Below are 22,897 nucleotides of genomic sequence, written 5' to 3'. Positions count from 1 at the left end.
CCCGGCAGAGAAAGGGATCTCCATGCCCGACGCAGAACCGCAGCTCACACCGCCTGAGGCCGCTCGGTGGGCCGCACGCTCCGGGCTTCCGCTGGCGGGTGACCGCGGCAAGGCGGTGGCAGCCACGGCCGACCACATCCACTCCGTCGTCGCCGTCCTCCGTGAACTGGACTTCGCCGACACCCCGCCCGCCGCCCACCGCGCGGCAGAGGGGGCGCACGATGCAGCCGTATGAGTTGTCCCTGGCCGCTGCCGCGGACGAGATCCGGGCGCGGCGGCTGTCCCCCGTCGAACTGGTGGACTCGGTGCTCGACTGGATCGCGCGGACCGAGCCGGGCCTCCAGGCCTACGTCACCGTGACGGCGGAGCGGGCACGGGAGTCGGCGCGTGCGGCCGAACGTGCCGCATCGGCCGCAGTCGGCGACGCCGCAGCCGGTGGCCACCTGAGGGGCCCGCTGCACGGCATTCCCGTGGCACTGAAGGACCTGATCGACGTCGCCGGTGTGCCGACCACGGCAAGTTCCCGGGTCCGGGCGGACCACCGCGCGGCCGCCGACAGCACGGTCGCCGCGCGACTGGCCGCGGCCGGTACCGCCCTGGTGGGCAAGACCCATACGCACGAGTTCGCCTACGGGCTGACCACGCCCCAGACCAGCAACGCGTGGGACCCGAGCCGCGTGGCGGGCGGTTCCAGCGGCGGTTCGGCCGTCGCCGTGGCGGCGGCCGCGGCGACCTTCGCCCTGGGCACCGACACCGGAGGGTCGATCCGCGTGCCGGCCGCGTTGAACGGCGTCGTCGGCCTCAAGCCCACGTACGGCCTCGTTCCCCGGCACGGCGTGACGTCCCTGTCCTGGTCGCTGGACCACGTGGGACCCCTGACGCGCACGGTCGAGGACGCGGCCCTGGTGATGTCCGTCCTCGCGGGACACGACCCCCGCGACCCCGCCAGCCTCCCCACCCCGTCCTCCGTGGACTACCGGCCGCTCCCGGGCGCGGACCTGAGGGGCGTGCGGGTCGGCGTTCCGCGCAACTACTACTTCGAGCACGTCGACCCCGAGGTGGAGGCGGCGGTGCGCGGCGCCATCACTCGACTAGAGGCTCTCGGTGCGACGCTCGTCGAGGTCGAGATTCCGATGGCCCGCTACGTCCAGGCCACGCAGTGGGGCCTGATGGTCCCCGAAGCCACCGCGTACCACGAGCGGACACTGCGTTCGGCCCCCGAGCGGTACGGAGCCGACATCCGCATCCTGCTGGAGGCCGGCGCGCTCATGTCCGCCGGGGACTATCTGCGTGCCCAACGGGCCCGCACGCTCATGCGGCAGGCGTGGCTGCGGATGCTGGACGAGGTCGACGTGGTCGTCGCCCCGACCGTTCCCGTGACGGCGGTGCGCTCGGACCAGGAGGTCATCGTGTGGCCCGACGGCACGAGCGAGAGCGTCTCCGACGCGTACGTCCGCCTGTCGGCGCCCGCGGACATCACCGGTGTTCCGGCGCTGACCGTCCCGGTCGGGCACGACGGAGCGGGCATGCCCATCGGCATGCAGCTGCTCGGGCGGCCCCTCGCCGAGGCGACGGTGCTGCGGGTGGGGCACGCGTACGAGGAGACGGTGCCTGCGCGCGGGTACGCTCCGGTGGCCGTGGCCACGTAGGGACACCCCCCGGACCGGGCCCCGCCGTCCGCCAGCCGCCCGCCAGTCGTCACAAGGATGCGCTTTAAGGTGATGCCGTGAGTCGTAGACCGATGGCGCGCCCCGGCGGGCGCAGCGCCCGCGTCCAGGAAGCGGTGCACACCGCCGTGCGTGAACTCGCGGAGGAGGTGGGCCGCGACGCGCTGACGGTTCCCCTGATCGCGGCCCGCGCCGAAGTGACCCCTTCGACGATCTACCGCCGCTGGGGCGATCTGCAGGCGCTCCTGTCGGACGTGGCGGTCGAGCGGCTGCGCCCCGAGACGCCGCCGCAGGACCTGGGCGACCTCAGGGCCGATCTGCAGGCCTGGGCCGAGCAGTTCCTCGACGAGATGGCGTCCCCCGCGGGCCGCGCGTACATCCGCGACGCCCTGCTCGGCGACCCGGACGGCAGCAACGCGGGCCGGTGCTCGGCGTACGCGGCCGAACAGATCGACGTCATCCTCGCCCGCGCGGCCGACCGCGGGGAGACCGGACCCGGCGTCGAGACGGTGCTCGACCACGTCGTCGCACCGATGATGTACCGCATCCTGTTCCGCCCCTTTGGGTGCGACGCGGCGTACGCGCGGATGCTGGTGGCCGGAGTGCTCGACGCCGCTGCGTGAGCCCAAGAAGGGGGCGGGCGCGCGGGCTCACTCGTCGCCGTAGCCGGGCCGGGCGCACGCCACGACGCCGTCCACCGCCACGAACCGTGCCGTCAGCGCGTCGCCGTCGCCGTGCCCCGCCAGAGCGAGCAGCACCTCGACGGTGTGTTCCGTGCCGCCGTCGTACGCGCCTATGGGGCCCGTCGCGCTGAGGGTGCGTACTTCGGCGATGTCGAAACCGGCGCGCGAGCACTCCGCGAACAGGTCGTGCAGCAGACCGGGGCGCTGCAGATAGGTGATGCGGAAGTGCACGGGCACCGAGCGCAGCAGCGAGAGCCTGCGGGCCAGGGGGCGGATGGCGTACGCGACGAGGAAGTACGAGGCGGTGGCGAGCACCGCGAGCAGGGGCAGGCCGGCCGCCGCTGCCGAACCCACGGCCGCCGTCAGCCAGATGGTGGCCGCCGTGGTCAGGCCTTGTACGGACCCCCGCTGCACGAAGATGACCCCGGCGCCGATGAAGCCGAGTCCGGAGACGATCTGGGCGGCCACCCGTGACGGGTCGAGGGTGACGGTGCCGGACTGCAGCACATCGGTGAACCCGTACTTGCTGACCAGCGTGAACAGGGCTGAGCCGACGCCGACGATGGTGTAGGTCCGCAGGCCCGCGGCCTTCTGCCGGATCTCCCGCTCCAGGCCGATCGCGGCGGACAGGACGAAGGCGACGGCGAACTCGGCCAGTTGCAACCAGCCCTGCCCACTGGGTTCCATCGCTCGCCCTCCGCGGTCCTCACGGTGCCGCTCGTACCGTCGCGAACCGGCCATACTCCCGCTGGACCGGCGCCGCTGCCTGCTGCCCCCACCACCCTAGGCGAGGGCTCGTACGTACGTAATTTCCGCCCTTCGCGCATTGATGTACGTGTCCTCTATGGCGTCCCTTGAGTCACGGGGATCCCTCACGTCACATCGGCCTCGTGAGCCCTGCCGGAACTCGTACCTCCCCTTGTGGCCGTGGCAAAAGCCCGCCTCGTGGCGCCTCCGCCGCGCTTTTCGGTCAGCGGCTTCCACGCCTTGTAGCGCGCTCGGAGCGCTGGCTACGATCCGGCTCCCGTTTCACTTTCTACACATCTCTTCACAGCTGCTTCATGTTCATGGAGGACGTGCGTGGAGTCGTTTGCGCAGGCGGACACGCCGGACCACGGCGGATCCACCCCTTCCGGACCTATCCCTTCCGGACCCAACCCCACCGGATCTGTCTCTCACGGAGGCACCTCCGCCCGCGACTTCCGCCTCTTCTGGTGGGCGAACGCCGCCGATGCGCTCGGCACCCAGGCATCCGGCGTCGTACTCCCGCTGCTGCTCCTCGCCCTCGGCCACTCCGCGCAGACCGCCGGGCTGGTCGCCGGCCTCTCGCTGGCCGCCGGGATCCTGCTCGGACCGCTCGCCGCCATCCCCGCCGACCGCGGCGCCCGCAAGACGATCATGTTCTGGTCCGCCACCGTCTCCGCGCTCGCCATGGGCTCCGTCGCCCTCGTGCTCGCCCTCGGAGACCTCACGCTCGCGCACCTCCTGGGCGCCGTCCTCGTCGAGAGGTTCGCCACCGCCACCCACGACGCCGCCTCACGCGGCACGGTCGTCCTGGTCTGCCCGCCCGACGACCAGCCCCGCGCCGTCGCCCGACTCGCCGCCGCAGACCAGGGCGCGCTCATCCTCGGGCCCGCCCTCGGCGGCGCCGCCTACCACCTCTCGCGTGCGCTGCCCTTCCTGGCCGACGCCCTCTCGTACGCCGTCGCCGCCTGCTGCGTACGCGGCATGCGGGCCGAACTGAAGGCCCCGGCGGAGCCCACCGGCGGCGGCCTGCTCCGCGAGGCCGCCGCGGGGCTGCGCCTGGTGCGGCAGCAACCGGTGCTGCGCCTCGTGCTGGTGTGGATCGCTCTCGTCAACGGCGTCGCCGTGGCGCTCTATTACGCCGCCGTCTTCGCGCTGGAACGCTCCGGCTCGGGCGCCCTCCCGCTGGGCGTCGTCCTCGCGGTCTCCGGCGCCGCGGGTCTGGCCGGCTCGCTCGCCGCGCCCCGGGTCGCCGTCCGCGTCGGCGCCGCCCGGGTCCTCGTCGCCGTGACCTGGCTGCTCGTACCGCTCACCGCGGCCCTCGCCACCGCCGCCGGGCCCTGGACGTACGGCCTGCTGCTCGGCGCCGTCTGCCTGCTCGTGCCGCTGCCGGCCGTCGTGCTCCAGACGCGCGCCCTCCTCGTGACGGAACCCTCGCTGCAGGCGCGGGTCGGCGCGGTGCTCGCGACGGCGTCCGGCGGCACCGCGGCCCTCGCCCCCGTCCTCGCCGGACTCTGCGCGGACCAAGTGGGCACCGCCGCACCCGCCCTGGGCTGCGCCGCCCTCCTCGCCCTGCTCGCCGTCCACACCACGCGGCGGTCCGCCCTCGCGGAGGCCGCCGCATGAGCGGCTTCCAGGTCTACCGCGCCGCGCTGCCCGAGGTGTGCGCCGCCGACCCGCGCCGGATGGTCTTCACCGCCGACGCCGAAGGCCGCTGCGAGGTATACACCTGGGACACCGCGTCCCGCGGTGCCCGCCAGGTCACCGACCGGCCCGGCGGCACCCTGCACGGCGCCATCGACCGGGACGCGCGGGTCTGGTGGTTCGCCGAGGACGCCCGGGGCGTCGGCCACTGGCGCCACCAGGCCTTCACGGGCGGGCCCGACCTGCCCGGCCTCACCGGCGTCCCGGACGGCACCGCCCGCGGACTCGCCGTCATCGGCGGGCCCATCGCCACGGTCGGCATCGGCCTGGACGACAGCACCACGATCCGCATCGGCGCACGCGGCGGACCCGGCCGCGAGGTGACGCGCGTCGACGGCCCCGCCGCCCTCGCCGGACTCGCCCCCGGCGGCGACCTGCTGGCCCTCACCCGCACCGCGGACTCGCCCGCCGCCGTCACCCTGCTCACCCCCGCGGGCACCGTCGCCGCGGTCCTGCCCGGGGACGGCCCGCACGGCAGACTGTGGGCCCTCGGCTTCGCGCCCGCGGGACCACGCTCGACGCTGCTGCTCGTCCGCGAGCGCGAGGACCGCTACCTGCTCGCCACCTGGGCCCCCGCCACCGGCACCGTCACCCACGACTGGTGCGCCTTCGACACCCAGATCACCGCCCGCTGGTACCCGGACGGCCGCTCCGTCCTGATCCGCCAGGACCGCCGGGGCCGCTCCCTGCTCCACCGCGCCCACCTCGAAAGCCGCACCCTCGAACCCGTGCCCACCCCGCCCGGCACGCTCCTCGACGCGGCCCCGCGACCCGGCGGCGACCTCCACACCCTCTGGACCGACACCACGCACCCGCCGACGATGACCTCAAGCACCGGCACACCGCTGCCGCCGCTCGGCACCGTCACGGGCCGCGTCCCCGGCACCGTGCAGGACATCCGCACCCCGGGACCCGACGGCCCCGTGCACACCTTGCTGAGCCTCCCCGACGACGGCCCAGGACCGTACCCCGCCGTGTTCCTCGTGCACGGCGGCCCCGCCGACCACGACAGGGACGCCTACGACGGCACCGTGCACTCACTCGTCGCCTCCGGCTTCGCCGTCGCCCGGGTCAACTACCGCGGCTCCACCGGCTACGGGCCCCGCTGGCAGCGCGCGTTCCGGGACGGCGTCGGCCACACCCAGGTCGCCGACCTCGCCGCCGTCCACGCCGACCTCGCCGCGCGCCGCCTGATCCGCCCGGACGCGACCGGACTGTGGGGCACCTCCTGGGGCGGCTACCTCGTCCTGCTCGCCCTGGGCACCCGGCCCGGCCTGTGGCGGGCGGGCGTCGCCGTGAAACCCGTCGCCGACTACGCCGCCGCCCACGCCTCGGGCACCGTGGCCCTGCGCGCCCTGGACGAGCGGCTGTTCGGCGGCACCCCCGACCAGGTGCCCGCGCGCTACGCGCACAGCTCCCCGATCCGGTACGCCGCCCGCGTACGGGACCCACTGCTCGTCGTCGCCGCCACGCACGACACCAAGTGCCCCGCCGAACAGGTCCGTTCCTACCTCGGCGCGCTCCACGCGGCCGGCGCCCGGCACGAGTCCCTGTGGCTGGACTCCGGGCACGACGGCTACGACGGCGGCGACCACATGGCCGTACTCCGCCGCGCGGTGCTCTTCCTCGACCGGGAGCTCCGCCCACCCAGACGCCCCACTCCGAGAGGTGAGGGGTCAGTGCACCACACCGTGCAGCACTGAATCACTGAACTACCGAGAGGAGAGAGCCCATGCAGAAGGACGTCATCCACAACGACCCGCTCGCGGAGGACGAGACGAACCGTAGGCCGAGCGTCGGCATCACGGTCACCGTCCCGTTCCGCAACGCCGAAGACGGCGACGACAGCGTCGAGGACTGATCCCCAACCGGCCGGCCCCCGGGCACGCCCCGGGGGCCGGCCGGCCCTCACCCCCCGGAGGAACGCCCGTGCGCGTACTGCTGGTCAACATGCCCTGGTCACCCATCGACCTTCCGTCGCTCGCCCTGGGCATCCTCAAACGGAGCGTGGACGAGCGCGTCCCCGGCGCCACCGCCGAGGTGCTGCACGCCAACCTCGCCTTCACCGACTGGATCACCGAGCGCACCGAGTTCACCGGTGACGACTACGAGTACTACGCGCTCTCCTCGTACTTCATGGGCTGCGGCGACTGGGTCTTCTCCTCGGCCCTCTACGACGACCCGAACTGGCGGGACGAGGAGTTCACCGCCACGATGACCGGCAAGCTGAAGGCCCCGCGGATGAAGATGACGCGCGACCTGCACCGGATCGTCCCCGAGTTCGTCGAGATGATCGCCCGTCAGGTCGTGGCGAGCGAACCCGACGTCGTCGGCTTCACCTCCACCTTCCAGCAGAACACCGCCGCACTCGCCTGCGCCCGCCGCGTCAAGGAACTCGCCCCGCACCTCGTGACCGTCATGGGCGGCGCCAACTGCGACGGCGAACAGGGCGCCGCCGTGCACCGCAACTTCGCCTTCGTCGACCACGTCGTACGAGGCGAGGGCGAGGCCGCCTTCCCCGCACTGCTCACCGCACTCACGGAGAAGACCCCGCTCGACGACATCCCGGGGCTCTGCCATCGCGACGCCACGGGCAAGAGCGTCGCCAACTCCATGGCCACCAAGCCGCTGCCGCCCGCCGCGATCCTGCCGCCCGACTACAGCGGCTACTTCGAACGCCTCGCCGCGTCCGTGGCCCGCAACTGGGTGGAGCCCAAACTCGTCGTCGAAGGCGCGCGCGGCTGCTGGTGGGGCGAGAAACACCACTGCACCTTCTGCGGGCTCAACGGCTCGTTCATGGAGTTCCGTTCCAAGAGCCCGGACACCTTCTACGACGAAATCATGGACCTGGCCCGCCGCCACCGGGTCCTGGACATGTACGTGGTCGACAACATCCTCGACATGCGGTACCTGACCACCGTCCTGCCCCGCATCATCGACAGCGGCTACGACCTGCGCCTGCACATCGAGATCAAGGCCAACATGAAGCGCAGCCAGCTGCGCACCCTCGCCGAAGCGGGACTGATCTACGTCCAGCCCGGCATCGAGAGCCTCAACAGCCGGGTCCTCGACCTGATGGACAAGGGCGTGAGCGGCTGCCAGAACGTCCGGATGCTGCGCGACGGCGCCGAGACCGGACTCTCCGTCGCCTGGAACTACCTCCACGGCTTCCCCGGCGAGAGCGCCGAGGACTACGACCCCGTCATCGCGCAGATTCCCGCCCTCGAACACCTCGACCCGCCGGTCGACCTCTCGGCCCGCATCGCCATCGAGCGCTTCAGCCCCTACTTCGAACGCCCCGAACTCGGCTTCACCGGCCTGCGCCCCGAAGGGCACTACCGCTTCACCTACGACCTGCCCGAAGAAGAGCTGTACGGCATGGCGTACGTCTTCGAGGCCCCGGCCCGCGGCATCGACGAGCCCACCGTGAAGACGCTCAACGCCGCCCTCGCCGACTGGCGCAAGCACCACACCGACGCCCGTCTCACCCACGACGACCACGGCGACCGCATCGTCCTCGTCAGCCGCCGCCGCACCTTCTCCTGGCACGCCATGGAGCTGACCGACCCCTTCGAGCTGGCCGTCTTCCGCCTCCTCGACCAACCGCACAGCGTCCAGGCCCTTCTGCGGAAGGCCGCCGCCCGCGTGCCCGCCCCGGCCCGCGACGAGACCCAGGTCCAGGAACTCCTCGACTCCTGGATCGCGCTCGGCATCGTCTTCGCCGACGCGGGCCAGTACGTCCACATCGCACCGGCCGCGGTCAACGAGGACCTGCTCCGCCTCGACTTCATGCGGCACATCCACGCGGCGGACGCCGACCCCGCGTCCGTGGCCCAGGACGGCACCGGCGTCCCCGAACCGGCCTGACCCACCCGACCCGGCTCGACCGGTCCGACCTGGAGGAGCAAGATGACCGCCACCCTCGCCACGCCGACACTCCTGGCCTGGCGCGACTACGACCCCGCCGCGTGCGCGCTGCCCGGCATGTTCCTCGGCGAGGTGCCGCTGCCGGGACCGCCCCGCGGCCAGGCCGAACGCCTGTGGAAACTCGGTGCGCGCCGGGTCCGCCTGCCCGCGCCCGTCGACCTCACCGCCACCGCGGACCCGTCCGCCGCACTGCACGGACTCGGCCTCGTCCGGGACCTGACCGCGCGGGCCGTCATGGTGGAGTGGGAACTGCGCCTCGACCCGGACGCGGAGGACCGCTGGCGGCTGCTCAGCCACCTCCAGCCGCCCGCCGCGCTGCTGGGCCCGGCCGGGGCCGAGGCGGCGCTGAACACCTGGCGGCGCGGCCACTACCTGTGCAAGTGCCTCTGGCGCAAAGGCCCCGGCTTCATCCAGATCCGCGACCGCCGCTGGGGCGAACTGCGCCGCTTCACCGCCGACGAACCCGAGTACGAGACGGTCATCGACGCCCTCGACCACGGCGCCCTCGCCGACACCGTCCCGAAGGCCGTCCTGGACGACTTCCGATCCGAACAACTCGTCATGGACATCGGCCCGTACGCCTGGTGGCTCCCGTACCGCGTCAGCCGCTGGCTCCAGCAGTCGATCGCGATCTGAGGGGGCGCGATCGGCCGACCGGTGGGAGCGGAAGGCCAGGACGGGCGGGGAAGGGAGTAGCGGACAGAAGCTGACCGCGTCGTCTGCGACTGTGGTGCCCGGCCGAGGGGCGTCGGAGCACAGCGCGCCGCGTCCCGGCGCCGAGCCGAGCCGTGAGACCCCAGGAGCAGCCGCATGTCCGTGCACGCCCCCTCGCCCCGACCCGTCCCGGGGCCCGCCCACCGGCCGACCGGCACGCACCCGGCGGTGGTCCGGTGACCGTGCTCGACACCCGGACCCTGGGCCGCGCCACGCTCGCCCGGCAACTGCTCCTCGACCGTGCCGACATGCCGGCCCTCGACGCGGTCGCGCACCTCTGCGGGCTGCAGGCGCAGGAACCGCAGGAGCCGTTCATCGGACTCTGGTCCAGGCTGCGGGCCTTCGAGCCGGGGACCCTCTCGGACCTGCTCGTCGAACGGCGCGTGGTGCGCACGCACCTCATGCGCCGCACGGTCCACCTCGTCACCGCCGACGACGTCCTCGCCTGGCGCGCCCGGCACGACGCGATGCTGCGCCAGCGGGTCCTCGGCGTCTACCGCCGCGACCTCGACGGCGTGGACCTCGACGAACTCGCCGTGGCGGGCCGGGAGACGATGGCCGACGGGGAGCCGCGCAGCATGGCCGAGCTCACGCGGGCGGTCGCCGACCGCTGGCCGGAGGTGGCGCCGCGCGCGCTGGGCGAGATGCTGATCGCCGCCCTGGTGCCGATGGCCCAACTGCCGCCGCGCGGCCTGTGGCGCACCAAGGGGGGTGTGCGCAACCTCCCGCTCTCCACCTGGCTGGGCAGGGAACCCGATCCGTCGGACACGGCCGACTCCGACCCGGTGGGCCAAGTCCTCCTGCGCCGCTACCTGGCCGCGCACGGCCCCGCCGCCACCGCCGACCTGCGCGCCTGGAGCGGCCTCGCCGGGCTCCCGGCCGCGGTCGCCGCCGCCCGCGCGGAACTGGTCTCCTTCCGCGACGAGCGCGGCCGTGAACTGCTCGACCTCCCCGACGCGCCGCGCCCGGACCCCGACACACCCGCGCCGGTGCGCTTCCTGCCCGCGTTCGACAACGCGATCCTCGGCTACCAGGACCGCGGCCGGATCATCGACGACGACCACCGCGGCCTGTCGGTCGCCGGGGAACGCGTCGTGCTGGTCGACGGGCGGGTCGCGGCGACGTGGACGGTGGAGGAGGACACCGTGGTGGCGAGGCCGCTGCGGCGCTTCTCCCGCGCGGAGCGTGCCGAGGTCGCGGAGGAGGGGCGGGCGATGGCGGCGTTCCTCTCGGACAAGGCAAGCGAGCGCGTACGGGTCGAGGCCGTCTGACTGCTCGTGGCAGCGGGGGCCCTGAGGCCCGTGTACCGGACGAGGTTCTTCCGGGGGGCCGTGGTGATGATGTGGCACGTGACCGACACTTCCCGCCGCAGTCTCCTCGGCGCCCTCGGGGCCCTCACCGTTTCGGCCGCGATTCCCCCGGCCGAAGCCACCGCGTCCCCGGCCCGCGCGACTGCGTCCACACCCGCGGCGTCGCCCCCACCGGCGTCCGCTTCGACGACCGGCCCGCGCTCCTCGATGACCTTCACCGGGACGCCGTACGACACGGCGGCCTTCGCCCGCTCCTTTCTCGGGGAGCTGAGCGCGACGGTGCTGCCGGGCGCGCCCGTGCGCACGGAGGTCCGGCACGGGCAGCAGCGGGTCGCCGTGCTGACGAAGGGGGCCCGTACCGTCCTGCTGTCCGGGCCCGAGCGGACGTTCACGGAGAACAAGCAGTCCTTCACCGACGTGTTCGACCGGCTGGTCCCCGATCCGGCGCTCCTGCCCGCCAAGCGGCTGAAGCCCGGCTGGGGCACCTCACCCGCCGGTGGCACCTGGAGCGTGTACGGGGGGACGGCCGGCGATGCCGACTTCGGGGTCCACACCAAGGGCGCGGCGACCATGCTCCTCAAGGACACGGAGGCGGGCCGCTACGCCACCCTGACCGACGACGGGATATCCGACGCCGACGTCTCCTGTGAGGCAGCCTTCGACAAGGTGCCCACGGGCAACGCCTGTTCCTTCGCCCTGCTCTTCGGGTACCGGGGCGGCGGCGCCCACTACCGGGCCCGGCTCTCCTTCACCACGAAGGGCGAGGTCGACCTGCGCGTCGAGAAGGTGATGAACGGCGAAACGACGCTGCTGGCCGAGGCGGGTCCGCTCGCCACGGACGTGCGGGCGGGCGACGCGTGGCGGATCCGGGTGCGCCGCAAGGGGGCAAAGGCGCAAGTGACGGCGTGGCCCGCGGCCGGCGCGGAACCCACGCGGCCCACCGTGGAGATCGAGGACTCCGAGGCCGGGCTCCGCAGCGGGCGGGTGGGCATCCGCGGCTTCGCCTCTCCCGGCTGCACGAATCTGCCCGTCACCCTGACCGTCGGCCGTTTCGAGGTGACCGCCGCGACCTGGGAGACGCCGCCCGCGGTCACCCATCGCGACTGGGTGCGGCTCCTGGACGCGCCGTTCGACGGCGAGTGGACACCGGCCGTCGAGGCCACCGTGCGCGGCTGGGCAGGTTCGATGGCCCCGGACGTCCTCTCGTACGCGATGATGTTCCTGCCCGGTGCCCCGGGCGTGCGGGGCGCGGACCCGCGGGTGGCGGGCGCGGACGTCCTGGGCGAGGCGGGGTACGGAAAGCCCGACAGCCAGGGGCTGCGTCCCGTCGGTGCGGACTTCCACGACTACATGGAACGGCCGTGGACCTTCCCCGACGAGACCCGGCGGCCGGAGGGCGGCCAGCGCGGGAACCTGGACTGCTCCGGCTACGTGCGGATGGTCTACGGCTTCCACCTGGGCGTAGGCATGGTGGCGGTGAAGGACCCGGCGAAGAAGGCGCTGCCCCGCAAGTCCGGTGCGATGGTGGACTTCGCGCCTGGTGTCCGCGTCGCCCAGCGGGCGGGCAGTGGCGGTTCCGCGCCCGATCTGGGGCAGTTGCAGCCGGGTGACCTGGTCCTGTTCGACGTCAACGACGTGGCGGGGGATCCCGAGGATCCGGATGCGTACGACGTCGATCACGTGGGCGTCTACCTCGGCCTCGACCGGGCGGGCAGGCGACGTTTCCTCTCCAGCCGCAAGAGCGCCGACGGCCCGACCATGGCGGACGTCTCGGGTGCGTCCACCTTGGACGGGCCGGGGATCTACGCGGACGCCCTGCACACCGTCCACCGCGTCTGACCGGACGGGCGTCGGCACCGCCATCACGCCTTTCCCGGCCGCGCGTCATGGGCGTGCGCGGCGGCCGGTCCCCGGCCTCCCGTGCCTCGTCAGCAGTTGACGCACGAGATCCTCAACCGCCCACGGGCCAGGGCGGAATGACGCCAAACGGGACGTAGGAGCCTTGCCGCTGCGCGGTCGGCCCCCGCAAGCTCTCGCCGCATGAGAGCGCTCTCGGCCCGAGAGTGCCCGCGACGGGAGTGGGGTGGCACAACATGAGGCTCAGACGGTGGACCGGCGTCGTGGCCGCAGCGGTGGTCGGTGTCGCGGTCGGCACCGGCACGGCCCACGCCGACATACCCATCGGCCAGCCGATGTCCGGAAAGTCCACGTACTACAACGACAAGGGTTACGGCGCCTGCGGAACCCCCATCGACGCGTCGACCCAGGACCTGGTCGCCGTGTCCGCCGCTTGGTGGACCAGCGCAAACCCGAACAACGACCCGCTGTGCCAGGGCATTTCGGTGCAGGTGACGTACCAGGGCAGGACGATCACCGTCCCGGTGCGGGACAAGTGCCCGTCCTGCGCCTCGACGCACATCGACCTCAGCCAGACCGCGTTCGGCCGCCTGGCGCCCCTCGATGTCGGCGTGATCAACGGGATCACGTGGAAGTTCGTGCGGTAGCCGCACCGCGCGGCGGGCCCGGGCGGGGCCGTCCCCGCCTCAGACGAGCTGGTACGCCCGCGGCTTGGTGAGGAGCAGGTGGCAGTCCTTCAGAGAGCCCGAACTGTCCCCCAGGGAGCGGTAGATGCCCCACTTGGGGCGCACCCGGTCGGCGAGGAGGGTGTCGACGCCCGTTCTGGATTTGTCGATCACCGTGCTGCCGCCGCTCTTGAGGATCCAGCGGACGGACCCCGAAGAGCCGTTGCCGATCTTGATCTGGAAGTCCACGTCGGTCCACTTGTTGTGCAGCGGCGGCAGCGCGGTGCGGCCGACGAGCGTGTCCGACTCGAAGACCTTCAGCTCGATGGTCTCCGCCCCGTCCACCCGCCGCAGCGACTGCACGACGATCGGTGAGGTGCCGTTGCCGGGCTGCTTCATCTGCATGATGTGCGTGAACGTGGTGGTCGCCCGCAGTGAGTCCGGGATGTACATCGAGTACGTCAGCCGCCAGGTCTCGCCGGGCAGCCAGCGCAGGAAGGTGTCGCCGTCACGGCATCCGGTGACCTCCTGCCGCTGCCGGTCGGCCGAGCTGTCCCGGTCCACCGTGTGCATGGTGAAGCGCCAGTTGTCGCCGTCGGTGCGGATGTGCGGCTTGGCCGCCGGGTGCGAACCGGCCCGGTCGTCCTCGACGGTCTCCCAGGCCCGCATGCCGTCCTCGCGCGCGGTCGGCGACCACCGCAACCGCCATCCGGCGGCGGCCGCTTGCTCCGGCGCGGCGGCGGCCGCCGCGACTCCCGGCAGTGCGGCCCCCGCGACTCCGCCCAGCGCGGCACCCAGTACCGACCGTCTCGATGCGCTCATTTCCCGCAGCCTCCTCATGGCCATTCGATGAGTAACGACGCGCCACACAGCCGATGTTCATGTGGGTGAACATCGTTCGCGAGTGTGCAATAGATTCCCGTTTTGACGGGCCACAGTCAATAAGAAGCTCTTCGATCCCCGTTGTCACATTCGAGGGGGCGCCGGTGTCTTCATGTCGAACAGCCCAACAGGCACACGTACAAGGAGTGCACCGTGACGCTACGTCTCCCGAAGGCCGAGCTCCCCGCCGAGCTCGCGGCGAACATGATCGACCAGTTCGGCGCCGTTCCCGAGAACGTCGAGGTGGTGTGGCACAGCCCGCACGTAGCCCAGGACAGCCTGGAGTTCGGCGGCAAGGTGGGCGCGTGGGACGCGGCCGACGCCAGTCTCAAGTCGTTCGCCCACATGGCCGTCGCGGCACAGGTCGGCTGCAGCTGGTGCCTCGACGTCGGCTACTTCCTGGCCCGGAACGAGAAGCTTGACCTGGCCAAGGCGAGCCAGGTGCCGCGCTGGCGGACCTCGGAGGTCTTCACCCCGATCGAGCGGGACGTGATGGAGTATGCGGAGGCCATGACCGACACGCCGATGACCGTCACCGACGAGCAGTACGCAAGCCTGCTGGACCGGCTCGGGCCCGCGGCGATGGTCGAGCTCACCACGGTGATCGCCTACGTCAACCTGGCGACCAGGGTCAACGTCGCCAACGGAGTCTCCTCGCAGGGATTCTCCGACGCCTGCGAGATTCCGCTCGCGACGCGTCCCGAGGCATCCGGCGTGGCGTCGACGGCATGACCGAGGACCCGTACGTCATCCACCGCAGCCTCCTGTTCACCGTCGCCTACGAGATGCTCGGGTCGGCTGCCGACGCCGAGGACGTGCTGCAGGAGTCCTGGCTGCGGTGGGCCGACGTCGACCGTGCGCAGGTGCGTGATCCGCGGGCGTACCTGGTGCGGATCGTCACGCGGCAGGCCCTCAACCGGCTGCGGACGGTGGCGCGCAGCCGCGTCGATTACGTCGGCGAGTGGCTCCCGGAACCGCTGCTGACCAGTCCCGACGTGGCCGAGGACGTCGAACTGGCGGAGAGCGTCTCGATCGCGCTGCTGACGGTGCTGGAGACGCTCGGGCCGACCGAGCGGGCGGTGTTCGTGCTCCGCGAGGTGTTCGAGATGCCGTATGGCGAGATCGCCGGGGCCGTCGGCAAGTCCGCGGCCGCGGTGCGTCAGATCGCGAGCCGCGCACGCGAGCACGTGGCCGCGCGGCGGCCCCGGACGAAGGTGAGCCGCTCGGAACAGCAGCTGGTGGTCGAGCGGTTCCTGGCCGCGCTGCGCACCGGGCAGGTGCAGGACCTGATGGAGGTCATGGCGCCGGACGTGGTCCTGATCGCCGACGGCGGCGGGGTGGCGGCCGCGGCCCCGGCCCCCGTCCACGGGGCGCAACTCGTGGCGGCACTGCTGGCCCGCCCGGACCGGACGGTGTCGACGGTGTGGCTGAACGGCGCGCCCGCGGGCCGGGTCGAGGTCGACGGCCAACTGGCCGCGGTGAGCCTCGTGGTGGAGGACGGACAGGTCACCCGGATCCACGCGGTGGTGAACCCGCGGAAGCTGACGCGGCTGGACGAGCCCGCGGAGCTCGCCAGGTAGCGGGCACCGGCACGGGGTTCCGGGTGGTGACGGCCACCCGGCACCCCGTGGAGGCATTCAGGCCTTCGTGCACGCGAACACGAGCAGCGTGTGCGGACCTTCCGCACTCGGCTCGACCCGGCTGCCGACCCGCTCGAACCCGCACTTCTCGGCGACCCTGACCGACGCCGTGTTGGCCTCCGCGGCCTCCAAGAGGATTTGCGTCAGCCGGAGTTCGCCCAGAGCCCATCCCGCGAGCAGCCGCACGGCCCTCGGGGCGATGCCGCGGCCGCGATGCGCGGGGAACACGCTGTACGCGACGGTCGCCACGGCATCGTCGCGGAACTGCAGGTTGACGATCCCGACCGGCTCGTCCGTCGTGGCGTCCGCGACCACCAGCGGCGCCGCCCGCCCGGTCCGCCAGGCCTCCTCGGTCCGGGACAGGCTCGTGCCGCGGTCGGCCGCGTCCATGGGCGTGTCGTCGAGCCAACGGAGCGTCTCGGGGTCATGGCTCGCTGCCTCGATGGCGGGCAGATCCGACGCGCGCCGGGGTCTGACGGCCACCACATCGTCCGTGAGTGGCTGAGCCGACGGTGCTATCGGCGTCGAACGTCCCATGGCGCCATCCTATGGATCTCATGGTGTTCACGAGCGGTCGTGTGTTCCGGTCCGCGGCCCGCAGAACTCGGCTTCGAGCACCGCGTTGCTGTTGCCGGCCCAGTCGCCGTTGAAATTGAAGGCGAGCGAGTGGCGGCCGTCCTTGGTCGTCACTGCCTCGGAGGTGGAGCCGAGGATGCCGCCATGGTGGCCCCAGACCTCCTCGCCGCAGCTGAGCGTCCGTCGGGCGAGTCCGAGACCGTAGCGAGCCCCGGGAAATTCCTCACCCATGGGAACGGTCGTCATCATCTCGGCGAGTTGCCGCGTGGGCAGCAGCCGACCGCCGAGCAGGGCCGCGTAGAAGCGGTTCAGATCGGCCGAGTCGGAGATCATCCCCCCGCTCGTCCAGGCGGCGGACGGGTTGAACTCCGTGACGTCGTACGTCGGGCCCGTGCTGTCGTCGGCGAGCTTGGAGTACGCGCGACTGCTGGGCCGCGGCATGTCCGAGCCGGTGCTGGGGTCCGTGGTGTGCCGCAGCCCCAGTGGCTGGATGATGCGCTTGCGGACCTCGTGCGCGTACGAACGCCCGGTGACCTTCTGCACGATCATTCCGGCGACGATGTAGTTCGTGTCGGAGTAGTGCCACGACGTGCCCGGTGTGGAGCTGGTCGGCTCGTGTCGCATGGCGACCGCCACCAGTTGCTCGGGACGCCAGGTGTCGTACCGGTGCTCGAAGAAGCCGTCCCGCAGCCTGAAGGAGGCGGCGAAGTCGTCGTCCGCGTAGTAGTCGTAGATGCCGCTGGTGTGGTTGAGGACCTGGCGGACCGTGATGTGCCTGCCGTCGTGGCCGTTGCCGCGCACGAGGCCGGGCAGCCAGTGGTCGACCGTGTCGTCCAGGTCGATCTTCCCCTCGCCCGCGAGCTGCAGGAGAACCGTCGCCACGAAGGTCTTGGTGATGCTGCCGATGCGGTAGTGGTCGCGGGAGTCGCGTGGTCTGCCGGTCGTGAGGTCGCCGACGCCCGAGGTGCCGTTCCAGGTGCCGTACTTGTCATCAGCCTGGCCGGTCACTCCGGGGACGCCTTCCTCGACAGCGGCGTCCATGGCACGCCAGGTGGCGGAGTGACGGTCCTGGGCAGCCGCCGTGGCGGGTGCCACGAGCGTCCCTGCTGCCACTGCAGTCACCACCGCCAATGCGGTCACGCCCGCCGGAGCGGTCCGTCCTGACATGTCCTGCCCCTTTGATCGATGGGTTCGTCGAGGGTGGGGGACCGGAAGGCCTGCCGCGAAGGTTGCCTGCCCTTACCTGAGTTGAGTGGGTCTCAGCCATTCTCCGGCACACGCTCTCCGGCGGTGGCGCCAATACCAGTTCCCGGCCGCGCTCGCCCGTGGTGTCTGGCAGGCCGATCCCCGTGAGAGTGAATCGAACGCGCAGGGGGCGGACGTCAAGGCCGTCGGCACTTGCGCTGCCCGCCCGGCGTCGAACTTTCGCTCGATCCGTCGCCCATGGGTGCCCGTATCGGCCCTGTGATCAGCAGCGTTGTCTCGGTGCTGTGTTCGTCCACTGCTACCGAGGAGAACTTGTGAATCCCGTCCGCGTGCTTACCGCCCTTCACCCCGTGTTCGAGAATCCGCCCGCGCAGGCTGCCGCGGCGACCGCGTTCCGGCGACCGGTCGACGTACGTCGCGTCCTGTTCGCCTCCGCATCACGACCGTCATCGGGGTGGGGGGCATGACGACGCCGCGCAACACACCCGTCCCCGCCCCTCGGACGGCAGTCCCGCCGCCGTCCGAGCCGCCGGAGCTCGACTACAACGGCCGCAAGCACCGTCGTGCCATGGACGACGCCACCCTGCGCGACATGGCCCGCCGCATCCCCGCGGCGCTGCTCCAGACGGCCCGGCTGGCCTGGACGGTCGACCGGCGCATGACCAGCACGGTCGTCGTCTGCCAACTCCTCTCCGGCCTCGGCACGGCCGTGATGCTCGGCGCCGTCGCCCGCGCGCTGCCGCAGCTGATGGCCGCCGACCCCCGTGCGGGCCTCACCCACGCGTGGCCCGCGCTGGTCGTCGCCGTCGTGGCCATGGCCACCGGCGCCGCGATGTGGATCCTCGCGGACTGGGCGACCCGGCGCCTCAACCCGAAGATCGCCTCGGCCGCGGACCTCACCCTCGTCGACCTGCACATGCGGGCCGAGCTCGCCGCGTACGACGCGGAGGGCTTCGGGGACCGGAGCAAGGCGGCGGAGATCGGCGCCCTGCGCGCCGTCGACCTCGCCGACGACGCCAAGACCCTGACCAACGGCCTCGTCCAGCTGGTGTCCGCGGCGACCGTCCTCACGTCCCTGCACCCGCTGCTGCTCGGCGTGCTCCTGCTCTCCGTCGTCCCCCGTGGCCTGGGCGGAGTCATCGCGGCGCGGGTCGACTACCGCGTCCACGACCGGACGGTCTCCGCCCGCAACGTGCGCGGCATGATGCGCTGGTGGCTGACCACGGCCGAGCTCGCCGACGAACTGCGGGCCAACACGATGCGCGGCTACCTGCACTTCTGGTACCGGGCGATGTGCGACCGCGTGGAAGGCCGTGAGCTGGCGGGGGCCCGGCCCTATCTGCTGATCACGCTGCTGGCCGCGTCCCTCGGCGGCCTGTTCACCCTCGGCATGTGGCTCGCACTGGCCGCGCTGGTGCTCGCGGGCACCATGTCGACGGCCGTCGCGGGCACGGCCGTCGTCGCCTCCCAGACCGCCGGGCGCGCCCTGAACTCGATCATCAGATACGGCACGGTGATGTTCCACCACGGCCTCTACCTCTCCGACTACCACGAGTTCGTCGACGAGGTCCGCGCCATGACCACGGCCCGCGGCACCGTGCAGGCCGGGCCCCCGCAGCGGATCCGCCTCGAAGGCGCCTCGTACGCCTACCCGGGCAAGGACACCTCGGCCGTGCGCCCGATCACCCTCACGCTCAACCGCGGTGAGATCGTCGCGCTGGTCGGGGAGAACGGTGCGGGGAAGTCGACACTGATCCGGATGCTGACCGGGCTCACCGTGCCCACCCACGGCAAGGTGCTGTGGGACGACACCGATCTGACCACCGCGGACGCGGAGTCGGTCTGGCGGCACGTGGGCCTGGTCCCGCAGAAGAACGGCCACTGGCCCCTGGCGGCCCGGGAGAACATCACTCTGGGGCAGCCCCGCGAGTACGGCGACGAACGGATCTGGGACGCTGCGGAGCGGGTCGGCATGACCGAGGCGCTGCGCGAACTGCCCGGCCGACTGGACACGCTCCTCGCCCGGTCCGTGTGGGGCGGCCACGAGCTGTCCGGCGGGCAGTGGCAGCGCCTGGCCTGCGCCAGGGCCATGTACCGCGAACCGGGTGTCCTCGTCTTGGACGAGCCGACCAGTGAGATGGACGCCCGTGGTGAGCACACGATCTTCCAGGAGCTGCGGGCCATGGCCCCGGACCGGATCACCGTGGTGGTGACACACCGGCTGGACAACGTACGGATGGCGGACCGCGTCGTCGTCCTCGACCGGGGAGCCGTCCGGGAACAGGGCACCTTCGACGAACTCGTCGCGACCGAGGGGAGTCTGCTGGGCGAGCTGTACGCCCTGGCCCAGGACCGCTGAGCCAGAGCGCACCCAAGCACCGCCTCACCGTGGGGCCGCGTCGGACAGGACGCGGCCCCACCGGGCGACGGGTGGCTTGCCGGCCGGCCACTGACGCTCGGTCAGGCGTCGAGGCATTCCGTGTACGCCTCGGTCGGCGGGGCAGGGACAGTGCTGGTCATGCCCACCGACCAGAACCCGCCGGTGCCGGGTACGGAAGCGACGTCGTTGAGGTACGGAGCCGTCGCCGTGCCCGCCGGGCCCCGGGCGACGATCCAGCCGCCGCCGTCCCGCCGCAGGTACGTACTGCGGCTCTGGTCCCGGTAGTTCCAGCCCGATATCCAGGCGGCGCGGCCCTGCGCGTCACCCGCGATTCCCGACAACGAGCCGACGGTGAAGCCCGGTTCGACCCGGTTCCACGCCGTGCCGTCCCAGTGGGCCAGGGCGGGGTTGCCGGGGCGTCCCGGTGGCCCGCCGACGCCCGCCTCGGTGCCCACGGCCCATACGTCGTCCGCGGCGGCCGCGTACACGTCGCTGATGCTCAGGCGGGCGCCCGTGAGCGGGGGCAGGACGGTCCACGTCCCGTTCCAGCGGGCCACGAGCCCGGCCCAGCCGCCTCCGGACGCCTGGTCGCCGCTGACCCAGACCTCGTTCGGGGTGCGGAGCACGATTCGGTAGAGGCTGGCGCTCGCGACCGGAAGCGGGTCCAGCCAGGTCCAGCGCTTGCCGTCGCCGAGGAGCAGACGGGCGGCGCCGCCACGGACACCGCAGATCCACACCCGGCGGTCGGCACCGACCGCCACCGATTCGAGCCTGACGCCGGTTTCGCCCCGGCCAGGGAAGGGGGCCTCGCGCCAGGTGGATCCGTCCCAGCGCAGGAGCGGACTGGCGTCCCCGGTGGGCAGGCCGACGCTCCACGCGGTGGTGGAGCAGACCGTGGCGACGTCGCTGAGCCGTCCGCTGTAGTCGAGGTGCGACAGGTCGGCCTTCGACCAGGTGCTGCCGTTCCAGAGCATCGCCAGTGCCCGCCCCCGCGAGGGCCCGGCGAGACCTTCCTCGCCCACCGCCCATGCGAGCGCGCTTCCGGCGGCGGACACGCGGCGCAGCTGCGCGGCGGGGGTACTGCCCGGCGCCGGCACGGCCCGCCAGTCCTGTCGCAGCTTCCGGTCCTGCACGTTCCGGCCCTGCACGTTCTGCGGGTGCTGCGACCGGGGCGCCTGCGTGTCGGCCCGGACCGGGCTCGTACCGAGAGTGATCCCTGAGAAGGCGCCGATCGTCCCTGCCACAAATCGTCTTCGTCTCACCGTTGGTCCCTTCCACTCCACTCGGCCGGTCGGCTGGGAGGAACCACCGTGAACCAGCGACGCTCGGGGGACTAGCCACCCGGGAGACAAACGGCTACGGCCTCGCCACCCGGGGCTCGCGGCGCGGATACCAGACGACCACCAGCGCGCCGACTGCCACCACCAGTACGGCCAGCACCCGCATCGCGGTGTCGAGGGAGGTCGTGAAGTCCGTGACGACGGCGTGCCGCAGACCAGGGGAGGCCAAGTGCTCCGCGGCCAGGCGCTGTTCGGCGGCGGGCACGGTCGTCGGTGCGTCGGGCCCCCGCAGCGGTGCGGGGAGGCCCGCCGTGAACACCTGGGTGACCACGCTGCCGCTGACCGCCACACCCAGCGCGCTGCCCAGCTCGCGCGCCAGACTCTGCAATCCCGAGCCCACCCCGGCCCGGTCCGCGGGCAGCGCGGACATCATGCCGTGCGACAACAGCGGCGTGGCCAGACCGCATCCGGCCGCGGTGAGCGTCGCCCCGAACGCGTACAGCGGATACGGGGTGCTCGGGCCGACCAGCGAGACCGTGCCCAGACCGGCCGCCAGCACCACGAGACCCGCCCCGAGCGTCAGCCGCTGACCGGTGCGCCGCTCCAGCGCCACCGCGCAGCGCGGCGCGAGCAACAGTGCGCCCGCCATCGGCAGCAACCGCACCCCCGCGCCCAGCGGCGAGTAGCCCTTGGCGTACTGCAGATACTGACCGTTGACGTAGAACAGGCCGAATATGCCGAGGAACACCAGCGCCATGCCGACCGCCCCGGCCCGCACCACCGGCACGGTGAACAGCCTGGGGTCCAGCATGGGATGCTCACGCCGCAGCTCCCAGCAGGCCCAGGACGTCAGCAGCACCGCCGCCGCACCGAACCCGCCCAGCACCCGCGCGCTGCCCCAACCGGCCTCCGGGCCGGAGACGATGCCCGAAAGGAGTGCGAGGAACCCGGCCGTCAGCAGGCCCGCAGACACCACCGAGAGCGGCCGGTCGTGCCGCGGGGGAGCCGGGGAGAACGCCACCACCAGCACGAGCGCCACCAGCGACAACGGCACCACGCACCAGAACAGCGCCCGCCACGAACCGATCTGCAGCGCCGCGCCGCCACCGACGTTGCCCAGCACGGCCGCAAGCCCCGTCATCGACGCCCACACGGCCACCAGGCGCGGCCGACGGTGCGTCGGCGCACCGTCCACCATCAGGGCCAGCGTCGTCGGCAGCACCGCGGCGGCGCCCACACCGCTGACCACCCGGCCCGCGATCACCGTGCCGATGCCCGGCGCCACGGCGCACAGCGCGCATCCGGCGGTGAACAGGCCCATGCCCACGGCCAGTACGCGCTTGCGGCCGAGCCGGTCGGCGAGCGCGCCGCCCGGGATGAGCAGGCAGGCGAAGAACACCACATAGCCGTCGACCACCCACATCACCGACTCGGCCGACGGCCGCAGCGCACTGCGCGACAGCGCGGGGACGGCGAGGTTCACGGCGGAGACCATCCCCACCACCAAGGTGACGCACAGACACATCACGGAGATGGTCAGCGGCCCGGGGCCGAGTGGGCGCCTGTCTTTGGACTCGGGCTCGGGCTTGAGCTTGGGCTCGGGCTTGAGCTTGGGGTCGGGGATTGCGGGGCCGGAGTCTGTGGGATCGGGGTTCCTGGGGG

At 72.5% G+C, this 22,897-nt stretch carries 20 protein-coding genes; 14 read left to right on the top strand and 6 right to left on the bottom strand.

Annotation, left to right across the window (positions count from 1 at the left end; genetic code table 11):
- Positions 1-22: 22 nt before the first annotated feature.
- From AOK03_RS21340 to AOK03_RS21330, 3 genes are all read left to right on the top strand, one after another.
- A complete protein-coding gene (locus tag AOK03_RS21340) occupies positions 23-235 on the top strand; it encodes a hypothetical protein (RefSeq protein ID WP_055566913.1) in 213 nt (70 codons plus the stop codon).
- A complete protein-coding gene (locus AOK03_RS21335) occupies positions 222-1,649 on the top strand; it encodes an Asp-tRNA(Asn)/Glu-tRNA(Gln) amidotransferase GatCAB subunit A (protein ID WP_055566912.1) in 1,428 nt (475 codons plus the stop codon). The genes AOK03_RS21340 and AOK03_RS21335 overlap by 14 nt, the downstream gene beginning before the upstream one ends.
- A gap of 92 nt (positions 1,650-1,741) precedes the next feature.
- Entirely contained in the window at positions 1,742-2,290 is a 549-nt protein-coding gene (locus AOK03_RS21330; RefSeq protein ID WP_055566911.1) for a TetR/AcrR family transcriptional regulator, read from the top strand.
- A 27-nt stretch (positions 2,291-2,317) separates the two neighbouring features.
- On the opposite strand, the gene AOK03_RS21325 is transcribed toward AOK03_RS21330, so the two are convergent.
- Positions 2,318-3,037, bottom strand: coding sequence for an MgtC/SapB family protein (locus tag AOK03_RS21325; protein ID WP_055566910.1), 720 nt, complete (start codon positions 3,035-3,037; stop codon positions 2,318-2,320).
- 393 nt (positions 3,038-3,430) lie between these two features.
- Here AOK03_RS21325 and AOK03_RS21320 point away from each other — a divergent pair, with 393 nt between their 5' ends.
- The 8 genes from AOK03_RS21320 to AOK03_RS21290 all read left to right on the top strand — a co-directional run bounded on the left by AOK03_RS21320 (position 3,431) and on the right by AOK03_RS21290 (position 13,253).
- Entirely contained in the window at positions 3,431-4,720 is a 1,290-nt protein-coding gene (locus AOK03_RS21320) for an MFS transporter (RefSeq protein WP_079074869.1), read from the top strand.
- Positions 4,717-6,501 carry an alpha/beta hydrolase family protein gene (locus tag AOK03_RS21315; RefSeq protein WP_107098052.1) on the top strand — a complete coding sequence of 595 codons (1,785 nt, stop codon included), beginning with the start codon at positions 4,717-4,719 and terminating at the stop codon, positions 6,499-6,501. The genes AOK03_RS21320 and AOK03_RS21315 overlap by 4 nt, the downstream gene beginning before the upstream one ends.
- Before the next feature lie 29 nt (positions 6,502-6,530).
- On the top strand, positions 6,531-6,659 hold the full coding sequence (locus AOK03_RS44895; protein WP_279616328.1) for a hypothetical protein: 129 nt from the start codon (positions 6,531-6,533) through the stop codon (positions 6,657-6,659).
- A gap of 68 nt (positions 6,660-6,727) precedes the next feature.
- Entirely contained in the window at positions 6,728-8,665 is a 1,938-nt protein-coding gene (locus AOK03_RS21310) for a RiPP maturation radical SAM C-methyltransferase (RefSeq protein ID WP_055566909.1), read from the top strand.
- 42 nt (positions 8,666-8,707) lie between these two features.
- The gene (locus tag AOK03_RS21305) at positions 8,708-9,361 is read left to right on the top strand and encodes a DUF5825 family protein (RefSeq protein ID WP_055566908.1); all 654 of its coding nucleotides are present in this window, start codon (positions 8,708-8,710) and stop codon (positions 9,359-9,361) included.
- 254 nt (positions 9,362-9,615) lie between these two features.
- Positions 9,616-10,710, top strand: a complete 1,095-nt coding sequence (locus AOK03_RS21300) for a winged helix DNA-binding domain-containing protein (RefSeq protein ID WP_055566907.1) — start codon at positions 9,616-9,618, stop codon at positions 10,708-10,710.
- Positions 10,711-10,788: 78 nt separating this feature from the next.
- Positions 10,789-12,588: a C40 family peptidase gene (locus AOK03_RS21295; RefSeq protein WP_055566943.1), complete on the top strand. Its 1,800-nt coding sequence runs from the start codon at positions 10,789-10,791 to the stop codon at positions 12,586-12,588.
- A 254-nt stretch (positions 12,589-12,842) separates the two neighbouring features.
- On the top strand, positions 12,843-13,253 hold the full coding sequence (locus AOK03_RS21290) for a cysteine/serine endopeptidase inhibitor (protein ID WP_055566942.1): 411 nt from the start codon (positions 12,843-12,845) through the stop codon (positions 13,251-13,253).
- Between the two features lie 39 nt (positions 13,254-13,292).
- Here the strand turns inward: AOK03_RS21290 and AOK03_RS21285 are convergent, their stop codons facing one another.
- Positions 13,293-14,093, bottom strand: coding sequence for a polysaccharide lyase family protein (locus tag AOK03_RS21285; protein WP_055566906.1), 801 nt, complete (start codon positions 14,091-14,093; stop codon positions 13,293-13,295).
- A gap of 213 nt (positions 14,094-14,306) precedes the next feature.
- Here AOK03_RS21285 and AOK03_RS21280 point away from each other — a divergent pair, with 213 nt between their 5' ends.
- Together AOK03_RS21280 and sigJ are read left to right on the top strand one after the other, a co-directional pair.
- On the top strand, positions 14,307-14,885 hold the full coding sequence (locus AOK03_RS21280; RefSeq protein ID WP_055566905.1) for a carboxymuconolactone decarboxylase family protein: 579 nt from the start codon (positions 14,307-14,309) through the stop codon (positions 14,883-14,885).
- A complete protein-coding gene (sigJ, locus tag AOK03_RS21275) occupies positions 14,882-15,733 on the top strand; it encodes an RNA polymerase sigma factor SigJ (protein WP_055566904.1) in 852 nt (283 codons plus the stop codon). The genes AOK03_RS21280 and sigJ overlap by 4 nt, the downstream gene beginning before the upstream one ends.
- Positions 15,734-15,790: 57 nt before the next feature.
- Here sigJ and AOK03_RS21270 read toward each other — a convergent pair whose 3' ends face one another.
- Together AOK03_RS21270 and AOK03_RS21265 are read right to left on the bottom strand one after the other, a co-directional pair.
- Positions 15,791-16,276, bottom strand: coding sequence for a GNAT family N-acetyltransferase (locus tag AOK03_RS21270; protein ID WP_055566903.1), 486 nt, complete (start codon positions 16,274-16,276; stop codon positions 15,791-15,793).
- An 81-nt stretch (positions 16,277-16,357) separates the two neighbouring features.
- Positions 16,358-17,536 carry a serine hydrolase domain-containing protein gene (locus AOK03_RS21265; protein WP_055566902.1) on the bottom strand — a complete coding sequence of 393 codons (1,179 nt, stop codon included), beginning with the start codon at positions 17,534-17,536 and terminating at the stop codon, positions 16,358-16,360.
- Between the two features lie 502 nt (positions 17,537-18,038).
- On the opposite strand from AOK03_RS21265, the gene AOK03_RS21260 reads away from it, so the two are divergent.
- Positions 18,039-19,934 (top strand): ATP-binding cassette domain-containing protein, encoded by a 1,896-nt coding sequence (locus tag AOK03_RS21260; RefSeq protein ID WP_055566901.1) that lies wholly within the window; start codon positions 18,039-18,041, stop codon positions 19,932-19,934.
- A gap of 101 nt (positions 19,935-20,035) precedes the next feature.
- Here AOK03_RS21260 and AOK03_RS21255 read toward each other — a convergent pair whose 3' ends face one another.
- On the bottom strand, positions 20,036-21,199 hold the full coding sequence (locus AOK03_RS21255; RefSeq protein WP_079074866.1) for a hypothetical protein: 1,164 nt from the start codon (positions 21,197-21,199) through the stop codon (positions 20,036-20,038).
- Positions 21,200-21,311: 112 nt separating this feature from the next.
- A partial coding sequence (locus AOK03_RS21250; protein WP_341845817.1) for an MFS transporter occupies positions 21,312-22,897 on the bottom strand: 1,586 nt, incomplete at its 5' end.

The organism is Streptomyces atriruber, from assembly GCF_001418325.1.
Taxonomy (GTDB): Bacteria; Actinomycetota; Actinomycetes; order Streptomycetales; family Streptomycetaceae; genus Streptomyces; species Streptomyces atriruber.
The sequence above is the reverse complement of the archived record's forward strand: the minus strand, read 5'-3'. Positions and strand labels throughout refer to the sequence as shown.

Bases quoted from the DNA above. Each gene is read 5' to 3' on its own strand.
- AOK03_RS21260 (WP_055566901.1), top strand. From the start codon at position 18,039: ATGACGACGCCGCGCAACACACCCGTCCCCGCCCCTCGGACGGCAGTC.
- AOK03_RS21315 (WP_107098052.1), top strand. From the start codon at position 4,717: ATGAGCGGCTTCCAGGTCTACCGCGCCGCGCTGCCCGAGGTGTGCGCC.
- AOK03_RS21285 (WP_055566906.1), bottom strand. From the start codon at position 14,093: ATGAGCGCATCGAGACGGTCGGTACTGGGTGCCGCGCTGGGCGGAGTC.
- AOK03_RS21265 (WP_055566902.1), bottom strand. From the start codon at position 17,536: ATGTCAGGACGGACCGCTCCGGCGGGCGTGACCGCATTGGCGGTGGTG.
- sigJ (WP_055566904.1), top strand. From the start codon at position 14,882: ATGACCGAGGACCCGTACGTCATCCACCGCAGCCTCCTGTTCACCGTC.
- AOK03_RS21290 (WP_055566942.1), top strand. From the start codon at position 12,843: ATGAGGCTCAGACGGTGGACCGGCGTCGTGGCCGCAGCGGTGGTCGGT.
- AOK03_RS21335 (WP_055566912.1), top strand. From the start codon at position 222: ATGCAGCCGTATGAGTTGTCCCTGGCCGCTGCCGCGGACGAGATCCGG.
- AOK03_RS21330 (WP_055566911.1), top strand. From the start codon at position 1,742: ATGGCGCGCCCCGGCGGGCGCAGCGCCCGCGTCCAGGAAGCGGTGCAC.
- AOK03_RS21325 (WP_055566910.1), bottom strand. From the start codon at position 3,037: ATGGAACCCAGTGGGCAGGGCTGGTTGCAACTGGCCGAGTTCGCCGTC.
- AOK03_RS44895 (WP_279616328.1), top strand. From the start codon at position 6,531: ATGCAGAAGGACGTCATCCACAACGACCCGCTCGCGGAGGACGAGACG.
- AOK03_RS21340 (WP_055566913.1), top strand. From the start codon at position 23: ATGCCCGACGCAGAACCGCAGCTCACACCGCCTGAGGCCGCTCGGTGG.
- AOK03_RS21305 (WP_055566908.1), top strand. From the start codon at position 8,708: ATGACCGCCACCCTCGCCACGCCGACACTCCTGGCCTGGCGCGACTAC.